11 protein-coding genes are annotated in these 22,824 nt (G+C 44.7%); all 11 read left to right on the top strand.

Going from position 1 to position 22,824, the window contains the following annotated elements; translation table 11 throughout:
- The first annotated feature begins 1 nt into the window (after position 1).
- Positions 2-2,062, top strand: coding sequence for a SusD/RagB family nutrient-binding outer membrane lipoprotein (locus EWE74_RS04855; RefSeq protein ID WP_130140372.1), 2,061 nt, complete (start codon positions 2-4; stop codon positions 2,060-2,062).
- A gap of 50 nt (positions 2,063-2,112) precedes the next feature.
- Positions 2,113-3,354: a glycoside hydrolase family 99-like domain-containing protein gene (locus EWE74_RS04850; RefSeq protein ID WP_165384644.1), complete on the top strand. Its 1,242-nt coding sequence runs from the start codon at positions 2,113-2,115 to the stop codon at positions 3,352-3,354.
- A gap of 14 nt (positions 3,355-3,368) precedes the next feature.
- Entirely contained in the window at positions 3,369-7,001 is a 3,633-nt protein-coding gene (locus EWE74_RS04845; protein ID WP_130140370.1) for a glycoside hydrolase family 2 TIM barrel-domain containing protein, read from the top strand.
- Positions 6,994-8,241, top strand: a complete 1,248-nt coding sequence (locus EWE74_RS04840) for a glycoside hydrolase family 71/99-like protein (protein WP_130140369.1) — start codon at positions 6,994-6,996, stop codon at positions 8,239-8,241. Before EWE74_RS04845 ends, EWE74_RS04840 begins: the two co-directional genes overlap by 8 nt.
- 25 nt (positions 8,242-8,266) lie before the next feature.
- The gene (locus tag EWE74_RS04835) at positions 8,267-10,546 is read left to right on the top strand and encodes a GH92 family glycosyl hydrolase (RefSeq protein ID WP_130140368.1); all 2,280 of its coding nucleotides are present in this window, start codon (positions 8,267-8,269) and stop codon (positions 10,544-10,546) included.
- 51 nt (positions 10,547-10,597) lie between these two features.
- A complete protein-coding gene (locus EWE74_RS04830) occupies positions 10,598-13,816 on the top strand; it encodes a glycoside hydrolase family 2 protein (protein ID WP_130140367.1) in 3,219 nt (1,072 codons plus the stop codon).
- An 18-nt stretch (positions 13,817-13,834) separates the two neighbouring features.
- Complete coding sequence (locus tag EWE74_RS04825) at positions 13,835-15,421, top strand: DUF5010 domain-containing protein (protein WP_130140366.1); 1,587 nt, start codon at positions 13,835-13,837, stop codon at positions 15,419-15,421.
- 41 nt (positions 15,422-15,462) lie between these two features.
- Positions 15,463-16,905 carry a BACON domain-containing protein gene (locus tag EWE74_RS04820; protein ID WP_130140365.1) on the top strand — a complete coding sequence of 481 codons (1,443 nt, stop codon included), beginning with the start codon at positions 15,463-15,465 and terminating at the stop codon, positions 16,903-16,905.
- A 316-nt stretch (positions 16,906-17,221) separates the two neighbouring features.
- On the top strand, positions 17,222-17,803 hold the full coding sequence (locus EWE74_RS04815) for an RNA polymerase sigma factor (protein ID WP_165384643.1): 582 nt from the start codon (positions 17,222-17,224) through the stop codon (positions 17,801-17,803).
- 120 nt (positions 17,804-17,923) lie between these two features.
- Positions 17,924-19,108 (top strand): FecR family protein, encoded by a 1,185-nt coding sequence (locus tag EWE74_RS04810; protein WP_130140363.1) that lies wholly within the window; start codon positions 17,924-17,926, stop codon positions 19,106-19,108.
- A 212-nt stretch (positions 19,109-19,320) separates the two neighbouring features.
- Positions 19,321-22,815, top strand: a complete 3,495-nt coding sequence (locus EWE74_RS04805; RefSeq protein WP_239018554.1) for a TonB-dependent receptor — start codon at positions 19,321-19,323, stop codon at positions 22,813-22,815.
- Positions 22,816-22,824: the final 9 nt, after the last annotated feature.

The following is a 22,824-nucleotide window of genomic DNA, read 5'->3' as shown; positions in this document are numbered from 1 at the left end:
AATGAAAAGAATATATTATATCATTTTTTCGCTTGTCTTATCGACTTTGTTGCCGGGATGTACGAAGAATTTTGAAGAGATAAATACCAACGATACAAAGTATTATGACGTTGACCTCAACAGCGTATTCCCGGGAACGGTCTACCGGACCATGGACCTGATCGGTGAACTGAATATTCAGGGTAGGTTACTTACCTTTTCACGTTATGGCGTATTGACATTTCATGCTTCGCCGGCACAGGAAATCGGAGATAGTTTCTTTAACAAATTTTATATCGGTATTATCCGGGATCTGGTTACGATGGAAAGGGAATACACCGGCCAAGAGGGCTTCGAGAATCGCTTAGCGATGGTGAAGACGTGGAAGGTGTATATGTATTATATGATGGCATCGATATATGGTGGGGTGCCGATGAGTGAGGCAATAACGGATGGCACAGTGGGTATTAGAAGCTACAAATTCGATACGGAAGAAGAGATGTACAGGCAGATGTTGGAGCTTTTAAAGGAAGCGGGGAGTCTTTATAATGTGGACAATCCTGCATTGGGAGATTATCTGGAAACCGATCCGGTTTTTGGAGTTGGAGGCATTGGGCGATCAGACCTCGCAAAATGGCAGAAGTTTACCAACACGTTACGCTTAAATATTGCGCTCCAGGCTCAAAACCTTTCCATGGACTTGGCCAGAGAGCATGCCACCGATGTGATGCAAGATGAAACCAATTTGATTTCCTCGATAACAGATATAGCCAAATTGCAATGGGGGCAAGATGTAGACATGAGCTCTTCTTACTACTTCAGACGATTTATCAAAGGACAAACTAGTTTCGATGGTGGATACCCCGCGTTGAACGAGTATTTTGCACTCTACCTGTTTTCCTACAGCGACCCACGGATAGAGAAATATGCACAGAAATCGAATGAACTGATGATGAATGGGATAGCCAAGACACCATCTAATACACCGATATTTTTGTTTACCGATACGCTGACCCGCCACCATGCCGAATTTTGCGGTAATGATATCAATGACAGGGAGCATTATTGCCCGAATCATGCTCTACATCAGATGGATGGACTTAATGACCAACGCTTAGACTCCATTTTAGTGAATTATACCATGCCATATGTGCCTATGCCGCAGGAATCCAATGGTTTGGCTACAGGATGGGAATGGGAATTTGTGCCAGGTAGAGAAGCCCAAGGTATACGTTACAACGATCCGTTGAATAGATCCAGCCCCTATAACAGCTCCTTTGTACAAGACGATTTCATGAAAGAGGATGCTAGTATGGTCTTATTAAGCTGGGCCGACGCGTGTTTTCTAAAAGCAGAAGCAGCGATACTTTTCGGTTTGCCGGACGCACAAAAGTACTATGAAGAGGGAATCCGGGCGTCGTTTGAGCAATACGGCTTATCTGCTCAGGTCGCTGATTATATGGAACAAAACGGTGTTAAATGGGATACGGATGGACATGGTTTTTCGGATCGTAGACTGCTTTACAAAGCGGATATCAATGGAAAAGGGGGCGCCGAGAATCACCTCGAGCAGATTTACAAACAGCGTTATATCGCTGGTTTCTTCAATTGCTTGGAGGGTTGGAATCTAGAAAGAAGAACACGTGTACTACGTTTTCCTCCATTTTTTCTGAATGGCCAATCGAGTAACGCAGAAGGATATGATCGGACGTATAATTACTGGAACGAGCGTTTTATCTATCCTATTGCGGAAGAAAATAAGAATAAGGACGCTTATTACCAAGCTATAGAAAACTTAAAGATGGAAAGCCCCTATTTCCGGGCAGACCGCTGGGGAGATAATATTTTTACCTCGTTAGGTTTTGCAAAATTGAATCCGGATATCGGTATTGCCGATTTACTGTATGGTGGTAACAAAAGGCTGAAGACAAGTGCGCAATATTTCAGTAAAAAATATGGCAAGGATTACGATGAGGTGCTCGCAACGGCAAAACAAATGACGGGCGAGGTCAGCAATAGGGAGGCCTTAAAAAAGGCTTTTCATTATGAATTCCGGGAATTGTGGTCTACTTATTTACCATAGTGCCTTTTGGTTTGATGTTTTCAAAAGAATGAAGAGAAATGAAAAATAATATGAAAGTTTTAGTAGCGGCAGTATTTGCTTGCGTTGCCCTAATGATATCCTGTAAGAAAGAAAATGTGCCGTCCATCGATGATTATCCGCTAAATTATACCATAGAGGAGATTCCGGTAACGTCCGATATCCCGGTAGGCGCCTACCTCTATACCACCGCAAGTGCATTTGAAGACCAGAATCACTGGCCCCGGATCCACGATCCTTATGATCCCCAAAATGGTAAAATAGGTCCGTATGTTGAGCCTGAACTCGGACAGTATAAGCTGGAAGCCACGGATAATGGCATTTATAACATGAGCAAAATTGTGGAATGGGCAAAGCAGGCGAAGATCGATTTTCTGATTACGCCGCCCGTAAAAGAAAATCCCAACGTGCTGTATCCGGGAAATATGAACGGGACCGATTCTTTAATTACTAACCAGCTGGGCGAACATCCCAGTCTATTGGGCTCGGTGAATATGGGCGAATTAAGGTATGCCATAGCGGTAGATATCGGTAATTTTAGTTCGGGACTTAATAATAACGCTTTACTGGAAAATGCGGCTAAGATCACGGTATCAGGGGTGGAACTGACACGGGAAGAACGCTTGTACAATTTCATGAAGCGGATTTCGGATTATTTTAAGGATGAAACGTATTATCGTACGAACGGCCGGCCCGTTATTGTCTTGTCGAATCCGCACCAGTTGTACACCGCCGATAGCAAAAAAGTGTACGATAATATCCGTTCTACTATCAAGGAACATACCGGGGATGACGTTTACATCATTGCTAAACAGCAACAATGGTCTCCATCTGCTCGCTATACCTACTTCTTCTTAAATGGAATGGTCGATGCCGTAACTATGGACAACATGTGTAATGTTGGGGGTGGAATGTGGGAACGGACCTACATGCTAAGCCAGCTGATAAACGAAAATTTTAAGTTTAATAAGGATTATATAAACCAACATTTTGGTATTGATTTCGTTCCTTCCGCTTCGCCGTCCTTCAGCCAATATACCAACTCGGGAGCGACGGTAGATTACAATATTCCGCCTATCTATAAGGATGAAGCCGCATTCAGAGAACGCTGTAACGTGGCGAAAATGAACTTAGGACGTACTCCAATGGTACTGATCGAATCCTTCAACGACTGGGTGAAAGATTCGCAAATAGAGCCGGCCTGGGAAGATTATGGAAATGGTTATGGAACCAAATACCTCGATATTGTTCGAGACGAATTTAAAGTCAAATAAATCAAAACATATACATGAGAAACATTGTCAAGCGTATGGGCATGATGACGGGCTTATGCTCGTCTATGTTCCTTACCGTTCAAGCTGATCCGCCTATTAAAGAAAATTTTGAAAAGCAAGTTAAATTGGATGTCATTGGTAGAGGAATGACCAAAATAGAAAATGGCGTTTTCAAGTCTAGAGATGCCTATGCCCGCTTTGGAAAACAAGACCTGAAAGATTTTAGAGCAACTTTTCGTGCGCGGGCACATAAGGATGCTGATCAGGTACAGATATGGGCTGGGTTCCGCGCAAACAACCGTTTTGACAGATATATCGTTGGCTTTATGGGCGGTCTGCAGAATGACCTTTATCTCAGCCGGATGGGATACATGGGAACGGATGAACTGCTTGGTATTACCTCGCTGGATTTTAAACCGGAGGTAGGGGAATGGTATACATTTAAAATAGAGGTGGTCGGTGATCGCATCCGGATTTTTGTGAATGATGAGCAGCTACCTAGGATTGATGTGATCGATAAGAATAGCCAATTGGCACCTTCCGGCTACCTTACGCTGGGCGGAGGGTGGATCGAAACCGAATTCGATGATCTGCTGATCGAACCGCTGGCGCCAAATACGCTGCAAGGGGTGCCGTCTACGGTGTATACAGTAAAAGTTGACCCCGAGGAAAAAGAGACGCAACGTCAAACGGAAAGAGCGGCGTATGTCTCCAAAAAGATGGAGAAGCTCCGTTCACAGCGTACGGAAATCTCTTTGGATGGAAATTGGCTCTTTATGCCCGATTATCAGGTAGCCGACAAAGAATTGCTTGCGGATCCTGCTGTGTCGGATCATGACTGGCATGTGATGCGTGTCCCAAATTTCTGGAACCCCATCCGTATCTGGTTGCACGGTGAAACCATGGGGCCCTTCCCCAAAGGCGTATCCGATACGTATTATCAACAAGAAACAGATCGATGTGCCGGCTATACCTTCGATTACAAGAAAACAAAGGCGGCAGCGTATCGACAATGGATCGAGTTGCCCGAGGGTATACAACATAAAACATCAGAACTGATTCTCGATGCGGTATCGAAAATGGCCGATGTTTATGTAAACGGTACACTGGTAACGTCCCATGTCGGTATGTTTGGCGAGATCCGGAAAGATATCTCTAAATTTTTGAAACCGGGGAAAAACCTTATCACCGTCTATGTAACCCGCGATTATATCAAGGATATTGAACGAGCGGATGAAATCGTGGATGTAGCGGTGACAGTCCCCGTGACCAACAAAATGTTGAAGGATATTGCACACGGTTTTTATGGGGATGATCCGGCTGGAATATGGCAGCCCGTAAAATTGATTGTAAGCAATCCGGTTAAGGTCGAGGATGTTTTTATCCGTCCGACACTCACGGGAGCCACATTTGATGTGACGATTAAAAACCACAGCAAGACACCGGTACAATTTGACCTGGCTACTGATATTGTCGAGGAAGCAACAGGAAATCTGTTTTATAGAGAGGCTTCGCTGAAAGGGATACGTCTGAATGGCGACGAGGAGAAGATAGTAACTTACGGAGTACATGATCTAAAGCCTAGGCTTTGGAGCCCCCAAGATCCCAATTTATACAATTTCCATTTTAAGATTAACACGCCGGATGGTGAACTAAAAGATGAGAAAATGGAAGTGTCTGGCTTTCGGACATTTGAATCGAAAAATGGACTGCTGCATCTAAACGGAAAGCCTTATTGGTTGCGTGGAGGTAATCATACACCCTTTGCGCTGGCACCCAACGATTCGGTACTTGCCAATAGTTTCTATCAGATTATGAAAGCGGGGAATATCGAGGTGACCCGGACGCATACTACACCGTACAATAAACTTTGGATCGAAGCTGCGGATAAAAACGGGATCGGTATCAGCCACGAAGGGACCTGGCCCTGGCTTATGATACAGGGATCAATGCCTGATAAAGCCTTAATCGATATGTGGGCAGAAGAGTATCTCGGCTTACTGAAAAAATACAGAAACCACCCGGCGATCTTGTTCTGGACCATTAATAACGAGATGAAATTCTACGATAATGATCCGGATATGGAACGCCGAAAAGAAAAGATGAAAATCATTTCGGACGTCGTGAAAAAGATGCGGGCGATTGATCCGACCAGACCCATTTGCTTTGATTCCAACTACCGCCGCCGGGAAGATATTTTTGGCAAAGATTTTTATAACGATATCGACGATGGGGATATTGACGATGTACATGCGTATATTAACTGGTACGATTATACAATATTCAAGCAATTTAACGGTGAGTTTCAAGAGCGTAACCGTAACGAGGGGCGTCCACTGATTAGCCAGGAAATGTCTACGGGATATCCGAATAACGAGACGGGACATCCTACGCGTTCGTATATGTTGATCCATCAAAACCCACAATCGTTGGTGGGCTATGCGTCATATCCTTATGCAGATCCGGCATCGTTCCTGAAAGTGCAGTCCTTCATCACGGGCGAGCTGGCGGAAGCCTTGCGGCGTTCGAATGATAAAACTTCTGGAATCCTGCACTTTGCTTTGTTGACCTGGTTCCGGAATGTGTACAATCCGCAGACTATCGAACCTTATCCGACTTATTATGCAGTGAAGCGTGCGCTACAGCCTGTTTTGGCGAGTGCGGAACTCTGGGGACGGAACTTCTTTGCGGGGACCTCTCTGCCTGCGCGTTTCTGTATTGTCAACGATCTGGAAAACGGCCGCGACTTAAAACCAGGTGTCCTAAACTGGTGGCTGGAAACCGAAGATGGTAAGCGGATTACGGCAGGTGCGCTGGAGGTTCCCGGCGTAGAGCACTATAAACGGGTATGGGTAACGCCCGCAATACAGATTCCCGGTAGCTTGCCAAGTTCAAAACTAAAGGCAAAACTGAAGTTGCGCTATACGGAAGACGGCAAAGAAATGTCGACCAATGTGTATGAGGTGCTTTTGGCCGAAAAGAATTGGACCAATACGGTAAATGCCGATAAAAAAATCATCATCGTGGACGGGGCAGACAACCTTGGTGTTTTCGATTTTTTGCAGGCGAAGTATACCAAAGCAAATACGATCCGTGAAGCTTTGGCGGCAAAGGCGGACCTTATTATCCTCTCGGCAATATCTAAAGATACGTCTACCGATGATTTGAAAAGCGTGCGAAACTATATCGCAAAAGGCGGAAAGGTATTAATCTTGAACAGTGAGGAAGCAACTAAAGGGGTATTTCCCGAATATATTACAGGATGGGTGAAACCTAGTGAGGGGGAAATCGTCAGTATGGAAATTCCGGAATCGCCCGTGTTTGACGATATCGACCTGTTAGAGCTGCGTTATTTCAACAACAATAAGCCGGAACTACCGACGGTTTGTGACAATGTCTTTCAGGTGGTCAGAGATGAACAGGTGATGGAGTTGGCAAGCTTGGTTAAAATACACGGCTATATCGAAGACGAAATGGAACAACGTTCCGAAAAAATGAAGACCCTCAAAGGGTATCCTCTGCTGAAAATAGTGGATGGAAAAGGGCATGCAATCGTGTCGTCCATGTCACATCGTAAAACGAGCACGGATCCGGTGGCAGCAAAACTATTAGCAAACATGATAAATGCTTCGTTGAAAAATGAATAAAAATAAGATTATATACAGTTTACTCTGTGCATGGCTGTTCGTAAACAGCGCATATGCACAAAAGAAATACGATTCTTACAAAGGCTTGTTGATGACGGGCTATCAGGGTTGGTTCAATGCGCCAAGCGATGGCGCAGGCAGGGGATGGTATCATTATAAAAAAGGAGGAGAGGGGTTTAAACCGGGCTCCACATCTGTTGATTTCTGGCCGGATACCAAAGAGTATACGAAACGCTATCAAACAGCTTTTAGCCATAAAGACGGGTCGCCGGCCTACACGTTTAGTTCGTACGATTACAGCACCGTAAATCTCCATTTTAAATGGATGAAAGAATACGGTATCGATGGTGCTTTTATGCAACGTTTTGTCAGTGAGATCAAGGGGGAAAGCGGGCGAAAGCATTTCGATAAGGTACTGGATAATGCCCTGAAATCTGCAGCGGAGTACGACCGTTCTATCGTGGTGATGTACGATCTAAGTGGAATGAAATCAGGTGATGAGAAACTGTTGTTGGCGGACCTCGACCGGTTGGACAAAACGTATGATTTTGCTAAGCGGCAAAAAGCACCTACCTATCTTTTCCATAATGGAAAGCCGTTGGTATCGATATGGGGCATCGGCTTCAACGATGATAGAGCGTATGGGTTGCCGGATGCGGAAAAGCTGATCGACGGCCTGCGGGCGCGGGGTTATAGCATCATGATCGGTGTCCCCACTTATTGGCGCGAATTAAAATCCGATACCGAAAGTAATCCAAAACTGCACGAACTGATCAAAAAATGCGATGTCTTACTTCCTTGGTTCGTAGGGCGTTATAAGGAAGAAAGTTATGAAGCGTTTGCGGCCAAGCTGATCCCCGGCGATATCGCGTGGTGTAAAGCGAATGGCATCGATTATGTCCCGTTGTGCTTTCCCGGATTTTCCTGGGAAAATCTGAAAGGCGAAAGCTCTGCTTATATCGATCGGAATGCCGGAAAGTTTTTATGGAAACAGTTGGCTGGTGGTATCGGCTATGGAGCCGAAATGCTTTATGTTGCCATGTTTGACGAAATTGATGAAGGAACGGCAATTTTTAAAACAGCCCGAAGAAGTGAAGTGCCTCGCAATGGAGATGGTAAATTTGAAGGGATAGAAGACAACCTAGATAACGACTACTATTTATGGCTAACCGGAGAAGCTGGAAAAATGCTGAGAAAAGAACGGGTTTTCACGAAAGAGATACCCTCGCGAAAAAAATAATAAATACACCTAACCTTGAATTTTTATGATAAAGACACGACTTCTGTATTCCCTGTTTCTCGGTATGGCACTATTGTCATCGTCATGCACTACGAAGGAAAACGAGGAGAATAAGAAAAATATGCCGGTAGATTATGTGAATCCTTATATCGGGAACATTAGCCATCTACTGGTGCCTACTTTTCCGACAGTACATCTCCCGAATAGTATGCTCCGGGTATATCCGGAAAGAAAAGATTATACGGCGGATGAGGTGAATGGTCTACCCATCATGGTGACCAGCCACCGGGGTAGCTCGGCTTTTAACTTAAGCCCATACAACAGTGTGAAGGAGGAGTTGCGCGCTATTAAGTCTTACACATACGATCTGGAAAAAATAAAACCTTATCGGTATTCGGTGTATTTGGACGGAATGGGCATCGATGTAGACTTTGCCCCCGCACATCAGGCAGCCGTCTACGAACTGAAATTTGAGCGTGACGGGGAACATGTACTCGTAGTGAATACCCGGAATGGCGAACTCAAAACAGAAGCTAACCGTGTATCGGGTTATCAAATCGTCGATAATGGCCCTACAAAGGTGTATTTGTATATGGAGTTTGAGCAGAACCCGGTCGAATCCGGTGCGCTGGAAAACGGAAAGATCAAAAAGGACCACGATGCGGTAATCGGAAAGGATCAGGCAGTCGCGGCTGTCTTTAATGAAGATGTGGTCGGCGTGCGGTACGGAATCTCCTTTATCAGTGTAGAGCAGGCGGCGAAAAACTTAGCGCGCGAAATCAACACTTATCAGGTGGGGCAGGTCGCGGAAGCAGGCCGGAAAATCTGGAATGAAGCGCTTGGGAAAATAGAAGTAGAGGGAGATGATGAAAATCAGAAAACAGTGTTCTATACCAGTTTATATCGTACCTATGAACGAATGATTAATCTTTCTGAAGATGGGAAATATTATAGCGGCATGGATCATCAGGTACATGAGGACGGCGGGATACCTTTTTATACCGACGATTGGATATGGGATACCTACCGCGCGACACATCCGCTACGTATCCTCATCGCCGAAGATATGGAAAGGAACATGATACAGTCTTATATCCGCATGGCAGAGCAGACCAAAGAGGGTTGGATGCCCACCTTTCCGGAAGTAACCGGGGACAGCCATAGGATGAACGGAAATCATGCCGTAGCGGTTATTTGGGACGCTTATGCGAAGGGATTGCGAGGTTACGATTTAGAAGCAGCTTATCTTGCCTGTAAGGCCGCGCTTACGGAGAAATCGCTATTGCCCTGGAAGCGGGTGCCGAATACGGTTTTGGATGTTTTCTATCACGAGCATGGATTCTATCCGGCACTTCGGCCGGACGAAACGGAGTATGTTTCGGAAGTAAATCCAAATGAAAAGCGCCAGCCGGTAGCCGTAACGTTGGGAACCAGTTATGACGACTGGTGTCTAGCGCAGATCGCGAAAGAGCTGGGCAAAACCGAAGATTATACGTATTTCCTGAAACGTTCTTATAATTACCGAAATCTCTATAATGCGGAAACGGGCTTTTTCCATCCTAAAGATGGGAAAGGAGAATTTATCGAACCCTTTGATTATCGCTATTCGGGAGGAAAGGGTGCCAGAGATTATTACGACGAAAATAATGGATGGGTGTATCGTTGGGATGTACCACATAACCCTGCTGATTTAATCGCCTTGATGGGGTCTCCAGAGCAGTTTACGGACAACCTAGATCAGACATTTCGGGAGCCAATGGGAAGAGGTAAGCCTGAATTTTATGCGCAATTGCCCGATCATACGGGGAATGTTGGGCAGTATTCTATGGCGAATGAACCTGCGTTGCATATTCCGTATTTGTACAATTACGCCGGACAACCCTGGAAAACCCAAAAACGGGTGCACACCTTATTGAAACAATGGTTTCGTAATGACCTCATGGGCATTCCAGGGGATGAAGACGGCGGAGGAATGACGGCTTTCGTGGTGTTTTCGTCTATGGGATTCTATCCGGTAACACCGGGTTCACCAAGCTACAATATCGGTACGCCGATGTTCAGAAGGGTCAAGCTAGAACTGAAGGGCGGAAAGGTATTTGAAATCGTCGCCGAAAAATACGGACAGGACAATATCTATATCCAATCGGCAACCTTAAATGGTGAAGAATGGAATAAACCTTGGTTCAACCACGAGGATATTGCCGATGGTGGAAAATTGGTTTTAGTCATGGGAAATAAGGCGAATACCCAGTGGGGAAGTGATATCAAGGATGTGCCTCCCTCAGTAGAAAGTATTATAGAGTAGGTAGAAATGGTGTATAATTTAAACGATTGAACAATAGTTGAAAATAGCAGCATGAAGAAAATAAAGATTATTTTGGCATTCTTGGCTTTAGCGAGTATGTGTACGGTACAGCTTTGCGCACAGACCTCGGAGAAACTGACCTATAACCACGTCTTTGCTCCTAGTGAGGGTTTCGTGAATAGAACGGAAGCCGAATTCAGAAAAGAAATTTGCTTAAATGGCAGTTGGGATATACAAACGGTGGCTTTGCCTAAAGGGTATGAAATGGGAAAAGGTAAAGCTCCCGAACTGCCATTGCCGGACGCGGATGCCTGGAGTAGCACAAAAATTAAAATCCCATCGGCGTGGAATGTCAATGCTTTCGCCAATCGAGGTTTGGAGGGCCCAGATCACCGAAATTATCCCTCTTATCCTAAGGAATGGGAAGATGCTCGTATGGCTTGGATGAAAAAAGCAGTAACCATCCCGATGGATTGGGATAACAAGCAGGTTAAGCTTTATTTTGAAGCGGTAGCGGGTTTTACGGAAGTCTATGTGGACCGTAAAAAAGTAGCGGAAAATTTTGATCTGTTTTTACCATTTGATTTGGATATTACGGAGCAGGTAAAACCGGGTCAGACAATTGAGGTCTTGGTTGGCGTAAGGGATCAAGCGCTATACGAAAATAAGTCGACGATCGGTAGAAGAGTAATTCCCGCTGGATCAATGTGGGGAACCAATATACGGGGAATATGGCAAGATGTTTATTTGTTGGCGTATCCAAAAATTAATGTGGAGGATATTTTTGTTAAGCCTTTGGTCTCAAAAAATATGCTCGAACTGGAGGTTACCGTAAAAAACAATACCGATAAGCAAGCGGAAGTCCGGCTGGATGGTGTGGTCAACGAGTGGCTAAACCGAGCAGGTACGGACGTGAATAGCGTTCCGGTTCCTAATTGGGAGCTGGGGCAGCAATCCCTGAGTATTACAGATACGAAGTTGAGCTTATCGCCCAATGCGGCGACCAAGACTACGATCCGTGTTCCGGTTAACTCGGGGGACTTAATTTTCTGGACGCCGGAATATCCGGCACTATATGCGCTCCGATTGAACCTATACCAGCAAAACCAAAAGATGGATACCAAGTATGAGCGCTTTGGATGGCGGGAATGGACGTCTGACGGAACCAAACAGCTCCTCAACGGAAAAGCGATTGCGCTTAAAGGTGATTCTTGGCATTTTATGGGTATTCCGCAGATGACCAGACGTTATGCTTGGGCTTGGTTTACAGCAATTAAGGGGATGAATGGCAACGCTGTTAGGCCGCATGCGCAAGTATACCCACGGTTCTATCTGGATATGGCGGATGAGATGGGGATTTGTGTGTTGAATGAAACGGCAAACTGGGCGAGTGATGGTGGCCCAAAATTGGATGCGCCGGAGTTTTGGGAAGCCTCAAAGAGGCATCTCGAACGCTTTGTCTTGCGCGACAGAAATCATGCCTCGGTGTTTGGCTGGAGTGTCAGTAATGAAAATAAGCCGGTTATCCTCCATGTGTACAATAAGCCGGAATTGATGACCGAGCAAAAGAAAGCATGGGAAGATTGGCGGGGAATCGTGACGAAGAACGATCCTACACGTCCATGGATTTCTGCTGACGGAGAAGATGACGGCGATGGCATCCTTCCGACGACGGTTGGACATTATGGTGATTTGAATTCGATGAAACGTTGGGTTGGCATCGGAAAACCTTGGGGAATAGGAGAGCATAGTATGGCATACTATGGCACACCTGAACAGGTTGCTAAGTACAATGGCGAACGGGCTTACGAGTCGCAACAGGGGCGTATGGAAGGTTTGGCAAACGAAGTTTACCACCTAATTGCTAATCAGCGCGAAATGGGGGCTTCCTATATTTCGGTGTTTAATATGGCTTGGTATGCGTTAAAACCGTTAGCAATCGGTAAGAAAGATCTGACGCAGCCGCCTTCATTAACCGAAGATGGTGTGTTCTTTTCCTCGTATGTGGAAGGACAGCCTGGCGTACAGCCTGAGCGGATAGGGCCATATAGCTCGACTTTTAATCCGGGCTATGATCCTACTTTGCCGCTCTACGACCCTTGGCCGATGTACGATGCGCTTCGAGCGGCTAATGCACCGGAGAAACCGGCTTGGTCACCTTACCAAGACCTGATCAAAGCTAGTGCGTCCGACACCGCTTACCGAGCGGAGCAGCGTTATACTGATGTCGTTTTTGTTGGTGAAAATGGTACGGCTAGGCAGGTGCTAGATGCGCAGGGTGTACAGTTTGTCAATAAGGTAAAACATCCCGATAAAGCATTGTTTATTGTAGATGGAGGTGCAAATCTTGCGCCGGATAACGAAAAGTATATTTTGCAGCAGGTTGGCAAGGGAGCGGATGTTTGGATCTGGGGGGTAACTCCGCAGACCGTATCTAGTTTCAGGCAATTGTTGCCCTTGGCGGTAACGGTGAAGAACAGAGCGATATCTTCTTTTATACCAAAATCTAAGTCTTGGTTCACCGGACTACATAATTCCGATTTTTACTTCTGTGAGGTACAGCAGACGGATGCCGCCTTACACGGCTTATCGGGCGACTTGGTGAATCAAGGCGATGTGCTGTTGGAAGGGTGCATTACCGACTGGCGGAAATGGAATAAACGACCGGAAGAAATTAAAACGGCGGCAACAATAAGAAGTGAACGGGAAGGGGATGTTGCGCTGCCGGTGTTTGTTCAATATCAACAAGCAAACTCGACACTTTTTGTCAGTACCTTAACGGAGTTTGCTAACTCGGAAAAAGGTTACAAAACGCTAGAAACCTTATTGAGGCAGGCGGGTATTCCTACGAAGAAAGCGGAGCAGAGCATGGTGGATGTTTTCTTTTTGCGGGACGGCAATTTACAGTTCCCGGAAAGCAGCAAGGAAAAAATGGTGAAGGAGGGTGAGGGCTATACAGTAGACTTCTGGGTGTGGAGCCCCCGCCCGTTAGATGATTTATTGATCGAACCGAATATGCCAAAATTGACGTTATATGTGGATACTTGGGTGAGCACGCTGGCCATCAATGACAGGCTGTATAAAGCAGCAGATATCACCAACCGCAATAGTACTTACAAAGAGCTGCCTTTGTTGCAAGGTTGGAACAAACTGACGTTGAAGATAGGAAACGATGATAAGAATCGTTTTAAAGCACATTTCAAATGTGATAACAGCAATGCGTTTTTACCACAGCTAAAGGTTTCTTTTTCCAATCCAAAAGTTAAATAACAAATAATATACTGACCGATGAAAAAAATGGTAAACTTATTATTGGTGTCGACTGTCGCCTTTACGTTAAGCTGTTCTAAAAGCACAGATTTGAGCAGTGATGATCCGCTCGATCCGCCGACAGAAGTAGACGGCGTAGAAGAAGATGTGCCCACACGAGAAAAGGAATATTTATTGGGTTCTTTATTTTCGTTTCAAGGTGATCTGCGGAAAGGAAATATAGTAAGCACTTCCAGTACGTTGTATAATATGCCTTTGTACGACGCTACATTACAGGAGAGCGAAGAAGAGTGGTGGGATAATCTGGTTGAAGAAATTGATTATAGTGGACAGGATTATGTAGCTGCAAACTGTAGGGGCTATCTTGCTCAGCCTGGAAAATATATAGATCATGGCGACCCAAATAGACTAAAGGATCTGGTGGCGGCAATGGAAAGGAAAGGGGTGCAGGATAAGTTTAAGATCGCGATTTTTGACGATTGCCCTTCATCTTGGTCTGCCGCGAGAAACCGTAACCTGTACAATAGCTATGTTACGGATAAAGATAGATTTCCTTACCCGTTGGATCTCTTGGATGACGATAGTGATCAGGGCATTTACAGATATATTTGGGACTACAACATCAAAATTGCCTTTGAAACGGTGCCGGATAAATACTTACTTAAAATCGACGATAGACCGGTATTGATCCTCTGGAGCGTAAATAATTTTGTAGATTATCGAAATGACAATACGCCGGTTAATGAAGGAAAGTTATCGGCTATTTTGAATCGTCTGCGGAGTGATTTTAAAGCATCTTTCCAGGTCGATCCATTTATTATCGCTGACCGATCATTTCAGGATCGGGACAAGACGGTTTATGCGCCGGTAGTCGACGCCTTCCACGATTGGTTCGTCATGGATAAGCCTTATACGCTGCGTCGGCACAATGGTCATTCTATTGGTGTTGGCGTACCGGGGTTTTCTATTGGCGATCTTTCGGGAAATCCCATGTTTATCGATGCGAACCATGGAAAAACGTTGACCGATAACTTAACGAATATGATCAACCAAGATGCGGAGCTGATTTTGATCGAGGGACACGTGGATGTCTTAGAAAATGCCTCCCTATGGCGGAGTACGGATACGAAGTACTATGATTACCCGAATCAACGCCTCAATATCTTAAAACGCTTTAGTAAGGAGCCTTATCCAGCTGTATTAAAATTGGAGGCAGAAGGTTGTGACTATTACGAGGATAAGACCGCAGGAAACAGTAGCAACGCTTATAGAAGGGGTGATCTGGATGTCGCCAAATGTAACGATACACATGGCGGCTGGGCGGTCACGGATGCAGAATCTGGGGAATGGTTGCAATGGAAGGAGGTCCCCCTAGGAAAAAAATCAGTTCTGGATATCCGCTATTCTGCTACCTCGTCGGCAGAGATTCGCTACAGTATAGATGGGAAAGACTCCGGAATCATCCAATTACCGACATCAAATGGGCAATGGAACACGGTTTCATCCAAAGAAATACGGATGGACGATTACCGTGCACATGATATTAAATTGCAGGTAGTTTCTGGAAACTTAGCGATTAATTATGTCCAGTTTACGGCTAAATAATTTACAGCTAAATAAAATTTTTATCTAATATATTCTTAATTATGAAAAGACTAACGATCCTGTGTCTACTTATTTGCTGGACATTTTCCGGATGCTCCAAAAAAGAAGTTGAGGAAGTTTTTAAACCGAGTTTAGAAGTTGAAAGTGATGTTGCTGAATATTTGAGCGACGAACTGACTGGATCAATTCCGGTAAAATCCAATGTGGAATGGACGGTAAGCTTGTTGGCCGATGCTGACTGGATTACGGTTACGAAAGAGAATGGTGCTATTCAGTTAAAAATGATTGAAAATGAGACAGTCAACGAGCGGGTGGCTAAACTGAAGATGGTTGGCGTGGATGGTAATGTCAGCCGAATTGTCATTGTGAAACAGCATGGTAATACGCCAACCCTAATCGTAGACAAAGCTGAGATTGCTGTAGAACCGACGGGTGCCGACAACTTGGAAGTTGTCGTGAAAAGTAATATGGAATGGGGGGCGAGTACCAATGTGGAGTGGCTGACGGTGGTCCGTGAAGAAGATATGCTGACCATATCGGTAGCGCCTAGCACGCAGCCTGGTGCGCGTATAGGGATTATCTCGGTAAAGGGGGAACTGCCGATTTCGGGTAAGAGCATCACCATCACACAACAAGGAACGGTCGCTTTCGAAGCCGACAAAACAACACTGTCTTTCGGGCTAGATCCGGAGGAAGCACAGGAAGTGCTTGTTACAACGAACTTGGAATGGACCGTAGAGAATCCACATGAAGAATGGTTAACGGTGGTTAGGGAAGGAGACAAACTTTCCTTTACGGCAACGCCAAATCCGCTTTTGTCACGCGTCGGATATGTGACGCTGAAATCGCCGGAATTGGATATTAGAATAACGGTAAACCAAGCTGGAAATACGCCTAATACCACAGAATTTGACCGTCAAGTATTGATTAAGCTTTACAATACGATGGGAGGAACAGCAAGTACGCTTGGCTGGGATATTACCCAACCGCTGACGGTCTCTAGTGCATGGAACGGAGTAACGATAGCGGCGGTTGATGGTAAAAATAGGGTGACTAGGCTCACATTGACGGCCAAAGGGTTAGCAGGGCCGATACCGACAGAAATAGGCTATCTGACCGAAATTTTAGAAATACGGATGGAAAATAATTATTTTATTACCGGCACGCTACCGACTACTATTGGCAATTTGTCGAAGTTGAAGTTGCTTCTGCTTCAACGTAGTGAATTAACGGGGACGATTCCCGTAGAGTTTGCTCAATTAGAAAGTCTAGAAAATTTTGCCATACACACGAACAAATTATCGGGATCTGTACCGGCAAATATTTTTGGACGGTTGACAAAGCTGATGACGTTGGAGATTAAAGATAATAATTTTAGCGGGGAGCTTCCAGCAGATTTGCTGTCTCATTCAAATGTGAGTAAATTTAATTTTGCCAATATTTGTCCGCAGAGAGATGGTTACACGATCACGAACTGTCCGTAGTAGACACCGTGGTCAATTACTTAATTAGCCGTTTACTGTTAGGTAGGTGACGAATACGGTAACACGATAGGTAAATTATATTTATTAGTCTAAGTTGAACTCCCAGAGCGTAAGCCTCGGGAGTTTTTTCATGGGCGCAGACGGTACAGGACGGATTTAGCGAAGAGATTCGTAATTTAGTCAGTCTCCTATATTTTTGCTTTTGTCATTGCGACTATACATCGTAAAAACGTGTTCCAGCGGAATACGGAACGATAATTTAGTTTTCAATAAAGGCTAATGGGCAAATTAGGAGGAAAACTATATGGACCGGGAAATGGAAAACGTGATCTTCTTAAATAGTATGTGTAACGGAGAAGTGGAAGGGCTGACGACCGCATACCGTCTCTATCGGCAACCGTTACTTTTTTTTGTTATACGTTATGTGGGAAGTCGGGAAGTCGCGGAAGATATCGTGTCGGATGTGTTTGTCAAGGCCTGGAATGCGCGGACTAACCTTCGTCGTATAGATAGTTTAAGAGCTTATCTGTATGTCATGGCGAAAAACGCCAGTTTAAACTATCTGCGTAGACCACAGGCTATGTCCTTGGAAGATGTGCCGGCCGATTTCGAAGAAACGCTCTTAGAGGATGATGATATATTTGGGAACATACTACGTACAGAACTAATCAAAAGCATTATGGAAGAGGTCGATAGACTTCCGTTAAAGCAACAGGAAGTGTTTCGGTATACTTTCTTGGAAGATATGAGCGTGGAGGAAATCAGTGAAAAATTACAACTTAGCGCTACTGCGGTATATGCTAACCGATCCCGGGCTATTGCGACCCTGCGCGAATTGCTTATGAAAAAAGGACTAGTCGTGACATTCTCGTTGTTACATACCTTGTTTTTGCAATAAGAATATGCCTCTGTTTATAAGTGTTTCTAGTTAATAATCAGTTTCTTATAATTATTTTTGTTTTTTGTGTAAGATATCCGAGAGGAATGTGTCTTACTATTACAATACGATTATAAATCCATGAAACGAATAGATCAGACCGTCCTTCAGTGGAAGCGATATTTTATAAATCCAACTCGTGATAGAGCGACCGAGATTGATATCAATACCTTCGTTGAAAAACATCCGTCTTTGAAGGAGTTGCTCGGCGAAATGGAAAACAACGATCAATTTATAGAAGCAATTAAACTATATAATAGTTTATCTCAGGATGATGATCACATGGCTAATGATCCAGTTTTGGCAAAGATTCTCGATCGAATACAAGAAACTGCAGAGATACAGCCTGTAAACAAAATGAAATGGTTCCGCTACGGGTTAGCCGGTATCGCGGCTTGTGCTGCGCTAGTGATTGGTATCTTATGGGTGCAACCTTCGCAGCCCGTCAAACAGCCAGATATGATGGAGTTGGCGACGAATATTCTACCCGGAAAAAACGGTGTCAGGTTATCGATATCGGACGGATGGAACGTGGAGCTGCGTTCGGACGAAGGCGGGATTATTACAGGTGATCAGCTTCGGTATAGTGACGGAAGCCCTTTGTTTGATGACGGAACCCAAGTGAATGACGCTGTGATGACGCTGTCCGTACCACGAGGGAACGATTTCTATGTCGTCTTGGCCGATGGTACCAAGGTGTGGATGAATGCGGAAAGCGAGTTGTGTTATCCGCAGACTTTTGCAGGTGAGAATCGGGTGGTTCAGCTGACAGGGGAGGCCTATTTTGAAGTCGCTAAAGATAAATCTAAACCGTTTATTGTGGAAACCGTCAACCAACGGATTGAAGTACTGGGTACCCATTTTAACGTAAACGCCTATCCCGCAGAGCGTAGATCCGCAGTGACGTTGGTGGAAGGACGCATTGCGGTTTCTATAGAGGGGCAGAAGGAGCGGGTGCTATACCCTGGTCAGCAAGCATTGGTAACGCACAAGCATTTGGAAGTTGGGGATGTAAATGTCGATGAATACATTGCTTGGAAGAACGATGAGTTCATGTTCAACGAAGAGAGCCTGGTCGAAGCGGCTAATAGAATCGGAAGGTGGTATGACTTAGACATTGACGTTGATCCAGCTTTGAAGGATATTCATCTTTGGGGATCCGTGCCGCGGCGCGAAAACTTCGGGCAAGTACTGAAACTGGTTCAGCTAACGAATAAAAATGTAAAAGTGGAAATTGAGGGAAGGAGGGTACGTTTTATGAAATAGCGCCTTTTACTCGTTCGGAAGGCAAACAAGAAGCTGGGGAAGGTGGAGCTTCCCCAGCCGATGGTTAACTTCCATAAAATGCATTATAAACTATTTATGTAAACTTAAAACCAATCAAAAGTAATGAAACTATCATGGTTTTTCGCACTTCCTGTACAAACAATTGTGAAAAATCTGATGGCTTCGTCGCCTTTGTAAACAAAATTATTCAGATGAAAATAGACGTTTTATCCCTATGGCGGAGCTACCTGTTGTCACACTATAGAAACTTAATTATTATGAAATTGACCTTACTTCTTATCGTTGTCTTTTCGGTGCAGAGCTATGCGAATGCACTTGGACAGACTGTTAATTTGAACCGGAAGGAAGCTTCGATGAAAGACGTTTTTCGACAGATTAAGAAGCAGACAGGATATACGATTATCTGTGATGCTGCTATTTTGAAAAAGTCGGGGTTGGTTACGGTGAACCTTCAAAATGAATCCCTCAAAAATGCGTTAAGTGCGATCTTCAACGATCGAGGCTTGACCTATGTAGTGGACGGAAAGTCGATCGTAGTGCGTGAGGCGGAGAATAAGAGAGTATCCTTGATAGCTTCCGGAGCTATGGAGCAACGTGAAGTGCGTGGTCAGGTTGTGGATAGTAACGGGGCTGCATTGCCAGGAATAAGTGTATCGGTAAAAGGGAGAGCTATAGCAACGGCAACGGACGAAAGTGGTCAATTTACTATTCAAGCACAAATTGACGATATGTTGATGTTTTCTTCCGTGGGTTATGCGGATAAAGAAGTGATGGTAAGTTCGGCAACGGTAAATGTGGTTTTGGAAAGCGAAGATTCGAATTTGGATGAGGTCGTCGTGGTGGGATACGGTACGCAGAAAAAAAGATCGGTGACCGGTTCGGTGGCATCCGTTAATTATGACGAGTTCAAAGACCGTTCCTTTAGCAATGTGGTGCAATCTCTTAGCGGAACGGTTCCCGGAGTTAATATTACGCAATCGCAGGGAGCACCCGGTGCTGCCCCGGTCGTACAGATCAGAGGGGTCAGCTCCATCACGGCTGGTACTAATCCTTTGTTTGTAATAGATGGTGTGCCCTTGGAAGATTTTAATATGAACATGATCAACCCGCAGGATATCCAATCGGTAGAAATATTGAAAGACGCTTCGTCAGCGTCAATATATGGATCTCGTGGCGCCAATGGCGTAATCATGATTACTACTAAATTAGGAAAGCCTGGCAAACCCATTGTTACAGCTGGTTTTGATTACGGTGTTCAGAAAGTAACCAGGACGGTGGATATGATGGATGCTCAAGAATGGATACGCTATTATGTTGCTGCAAAAAATAATGCATGGGTGGACCTGAATCCGGAGGTAAATAAGGCTAGCGATCCGAACAGTGCTAGGGGAGGTTCTACCTTGTATAAAATTCCGGAGGAATTTGTTAACAGTCCGGAACAATTTGGGGACGGCACCGATTGGCAGGATGTGATGTTCAGGACGGCACCTATGGCTAATGCACAACTATCGGTTTCGGGGGGGACGGATGCAACGCAATATCTGTTTTCAGCAGGCCTGCTCAATCAGGATGCGGTTTTGGACCAGAACTATTATCGTCGGCTGGGATTGAGATCTAATATTCGCCAAAAACTTTCTAACAAGGTATCCGTTGGCATGAATTTGAGCCTTACCGGTATACATGACCGAACCGAAGGTGTTAATGGAAAGAGCGATGTCATTAGTCTGGCATTACAAAGCGATCCGTTTTTCCCGTTGTATAACGAAAATGGTAATTTAGGTATTGTCGATCCTAATTCGATTTGGTATAGATATCCACAGCAATTTAATCCGGTGAACTTATGGCATCCTTATGCGACGACTAGATTTACCGATAAAAAGAATAAAGCTTACAATACATTTGCATTGGGTTTCTTGGAATACGATATTATAGAAGGTTTGAAGTTTAAATCGAGCTTGAGTGCAAACTTGTCAAATAACGTGTATAATTTCTACAGAATGAAAAATCAAGGGTATGGATTTAATCAGGACCTCGCTACTTCTTCGGCCACAGCTGATGCCGGTAATAAACTAAACTGGCTCTGGGAAAATACGGTTACCTACGATTTTTCGTTGGCTGACCATAACTTTAACGTATTGGCGGGCTATACCTCCCAAAAAGAACGCACGGAGTTTCAGTCCGTAACAGCATCGAATTTCCCGAATGATCTCGTACAGACTATTAATGCAGGAACGGTTACTGGTGGTACCTCTACAGCTAGTGAATGGGCAATCCAGAGCTACTTGGGAAGAGTAAATTATGATTTTATGAACAGGTATTTTCTGTCGGCCAGTATACGTCGGGATGGTAGCTCACGGTTTAGCAGAAACAACCAATGGGGTTATTTCCCATCGGTTTCTGCAGGTTGGGTAATATCCGACGAAAGCTTTATGAAAGGATTTGGCGGATTAAATCTTTTAAAGTTAAAGGCCAGTTATGGACAGGTTGGAAACAATCAGATTCCGAACTATGGAGCCATCAGTTTACTGGGGGCGGCAAACTACGTATCCAACGGCAATATTATTGCGGGTTTAAAGCCCATCACATTGGATAATGAGGCTTTGCGCTGGGAAAAAACAAGCCAACTAAATGTGGGGTTGGATGTTGCTGTATTACGAAATCGGCTTTCGGCTACGATCGAAGTTTATCATTCTATCACGGAGGATATGTTATTAAATGTGCCAATACCGGATATTACAGGTTTTTCGAGCCAGTTAACCAATGTAGGCAAGATGCGTAACAGCGGTGTGGAGATACTCGTATCATCAAAAAATGTACAGCGTAATTTTACGTGGGCAACTGATATTAACTTCAGCCTAAATCGAAACAAGGTATTACAACTAGGTCCCGGAAATGCACCAATTTACTATACGGACAATGAAACAACGGTGCGTACGGCTGTCGGTTCATCAGTCTCTGATTATTTTGGGTATGTATTTGACGGGGTATACAATAATATCACCGAAATACAGAATAGCCCGCATGAGGGTACAACGAGGCCTGGTGACCCGATCATTGTCGATATCAACGGCGATGGACAGATTACTACCGATGACAGAACGGTAATTGGTAATAATCAGGCAAATTTTATCGCGGGCATCACGAATCGTTTTGGATATAAGGGAATAGAGCTGTCTGTTCTACTACAGGGACGTTCAGGTGGTGAGATCGTTAATCAGAATTATCGGTTTCTTGGGTTCTGGAACAGCGGACGGAACCTGTTTGCCGGAGCTGCTAATTTTTGGGAATCCGAACAAAATCCGGGTGATGGCGTAAACCCACGTCCATCGGCTAACCGACGACCTTTTCAACAAGGGTTTTCGACGCTTTGGGTGGAGGATGCATCCTTTATCCGGGTGAAAAACATTACCCTTTCCTACAACATTCCGCAGTCTGTTTTAAGTAAAACACCCTTTGATAATTTCAGGGTATTTGTAAATGCTGACAATGTGAAGCTATTTAGTAAATATAGAGGTTACGATCCTGAAAACACTACCTATAAGGCGACGAATTACAGTGCGGGTACATCTGCAGCAAATACGGGGGTGTCGACTTCTTCATTTCCTTCGGGATCGATGCTCGGCATAGATTATGGGTCTTATCCTTTACCGCTTGTGGTTACGTTGGGTTTGAAAACTTCATTTTAAGCGGATAGA

The organism is Sphingobacterium corticibacterium (genome assembly GCF_004208525.1).
In the GTDB taxonomy this organism is placed as follows: Bacteria; Bacteroidota; Bacteroidia; order Sphingobacteriales; family Sphingobacteriaceae; genus Sphingobacterium; species Sphingobacterium corticibacterium.
This window is presented reverse-complemented; position numbering and strand designations above follow the sequence as displayed.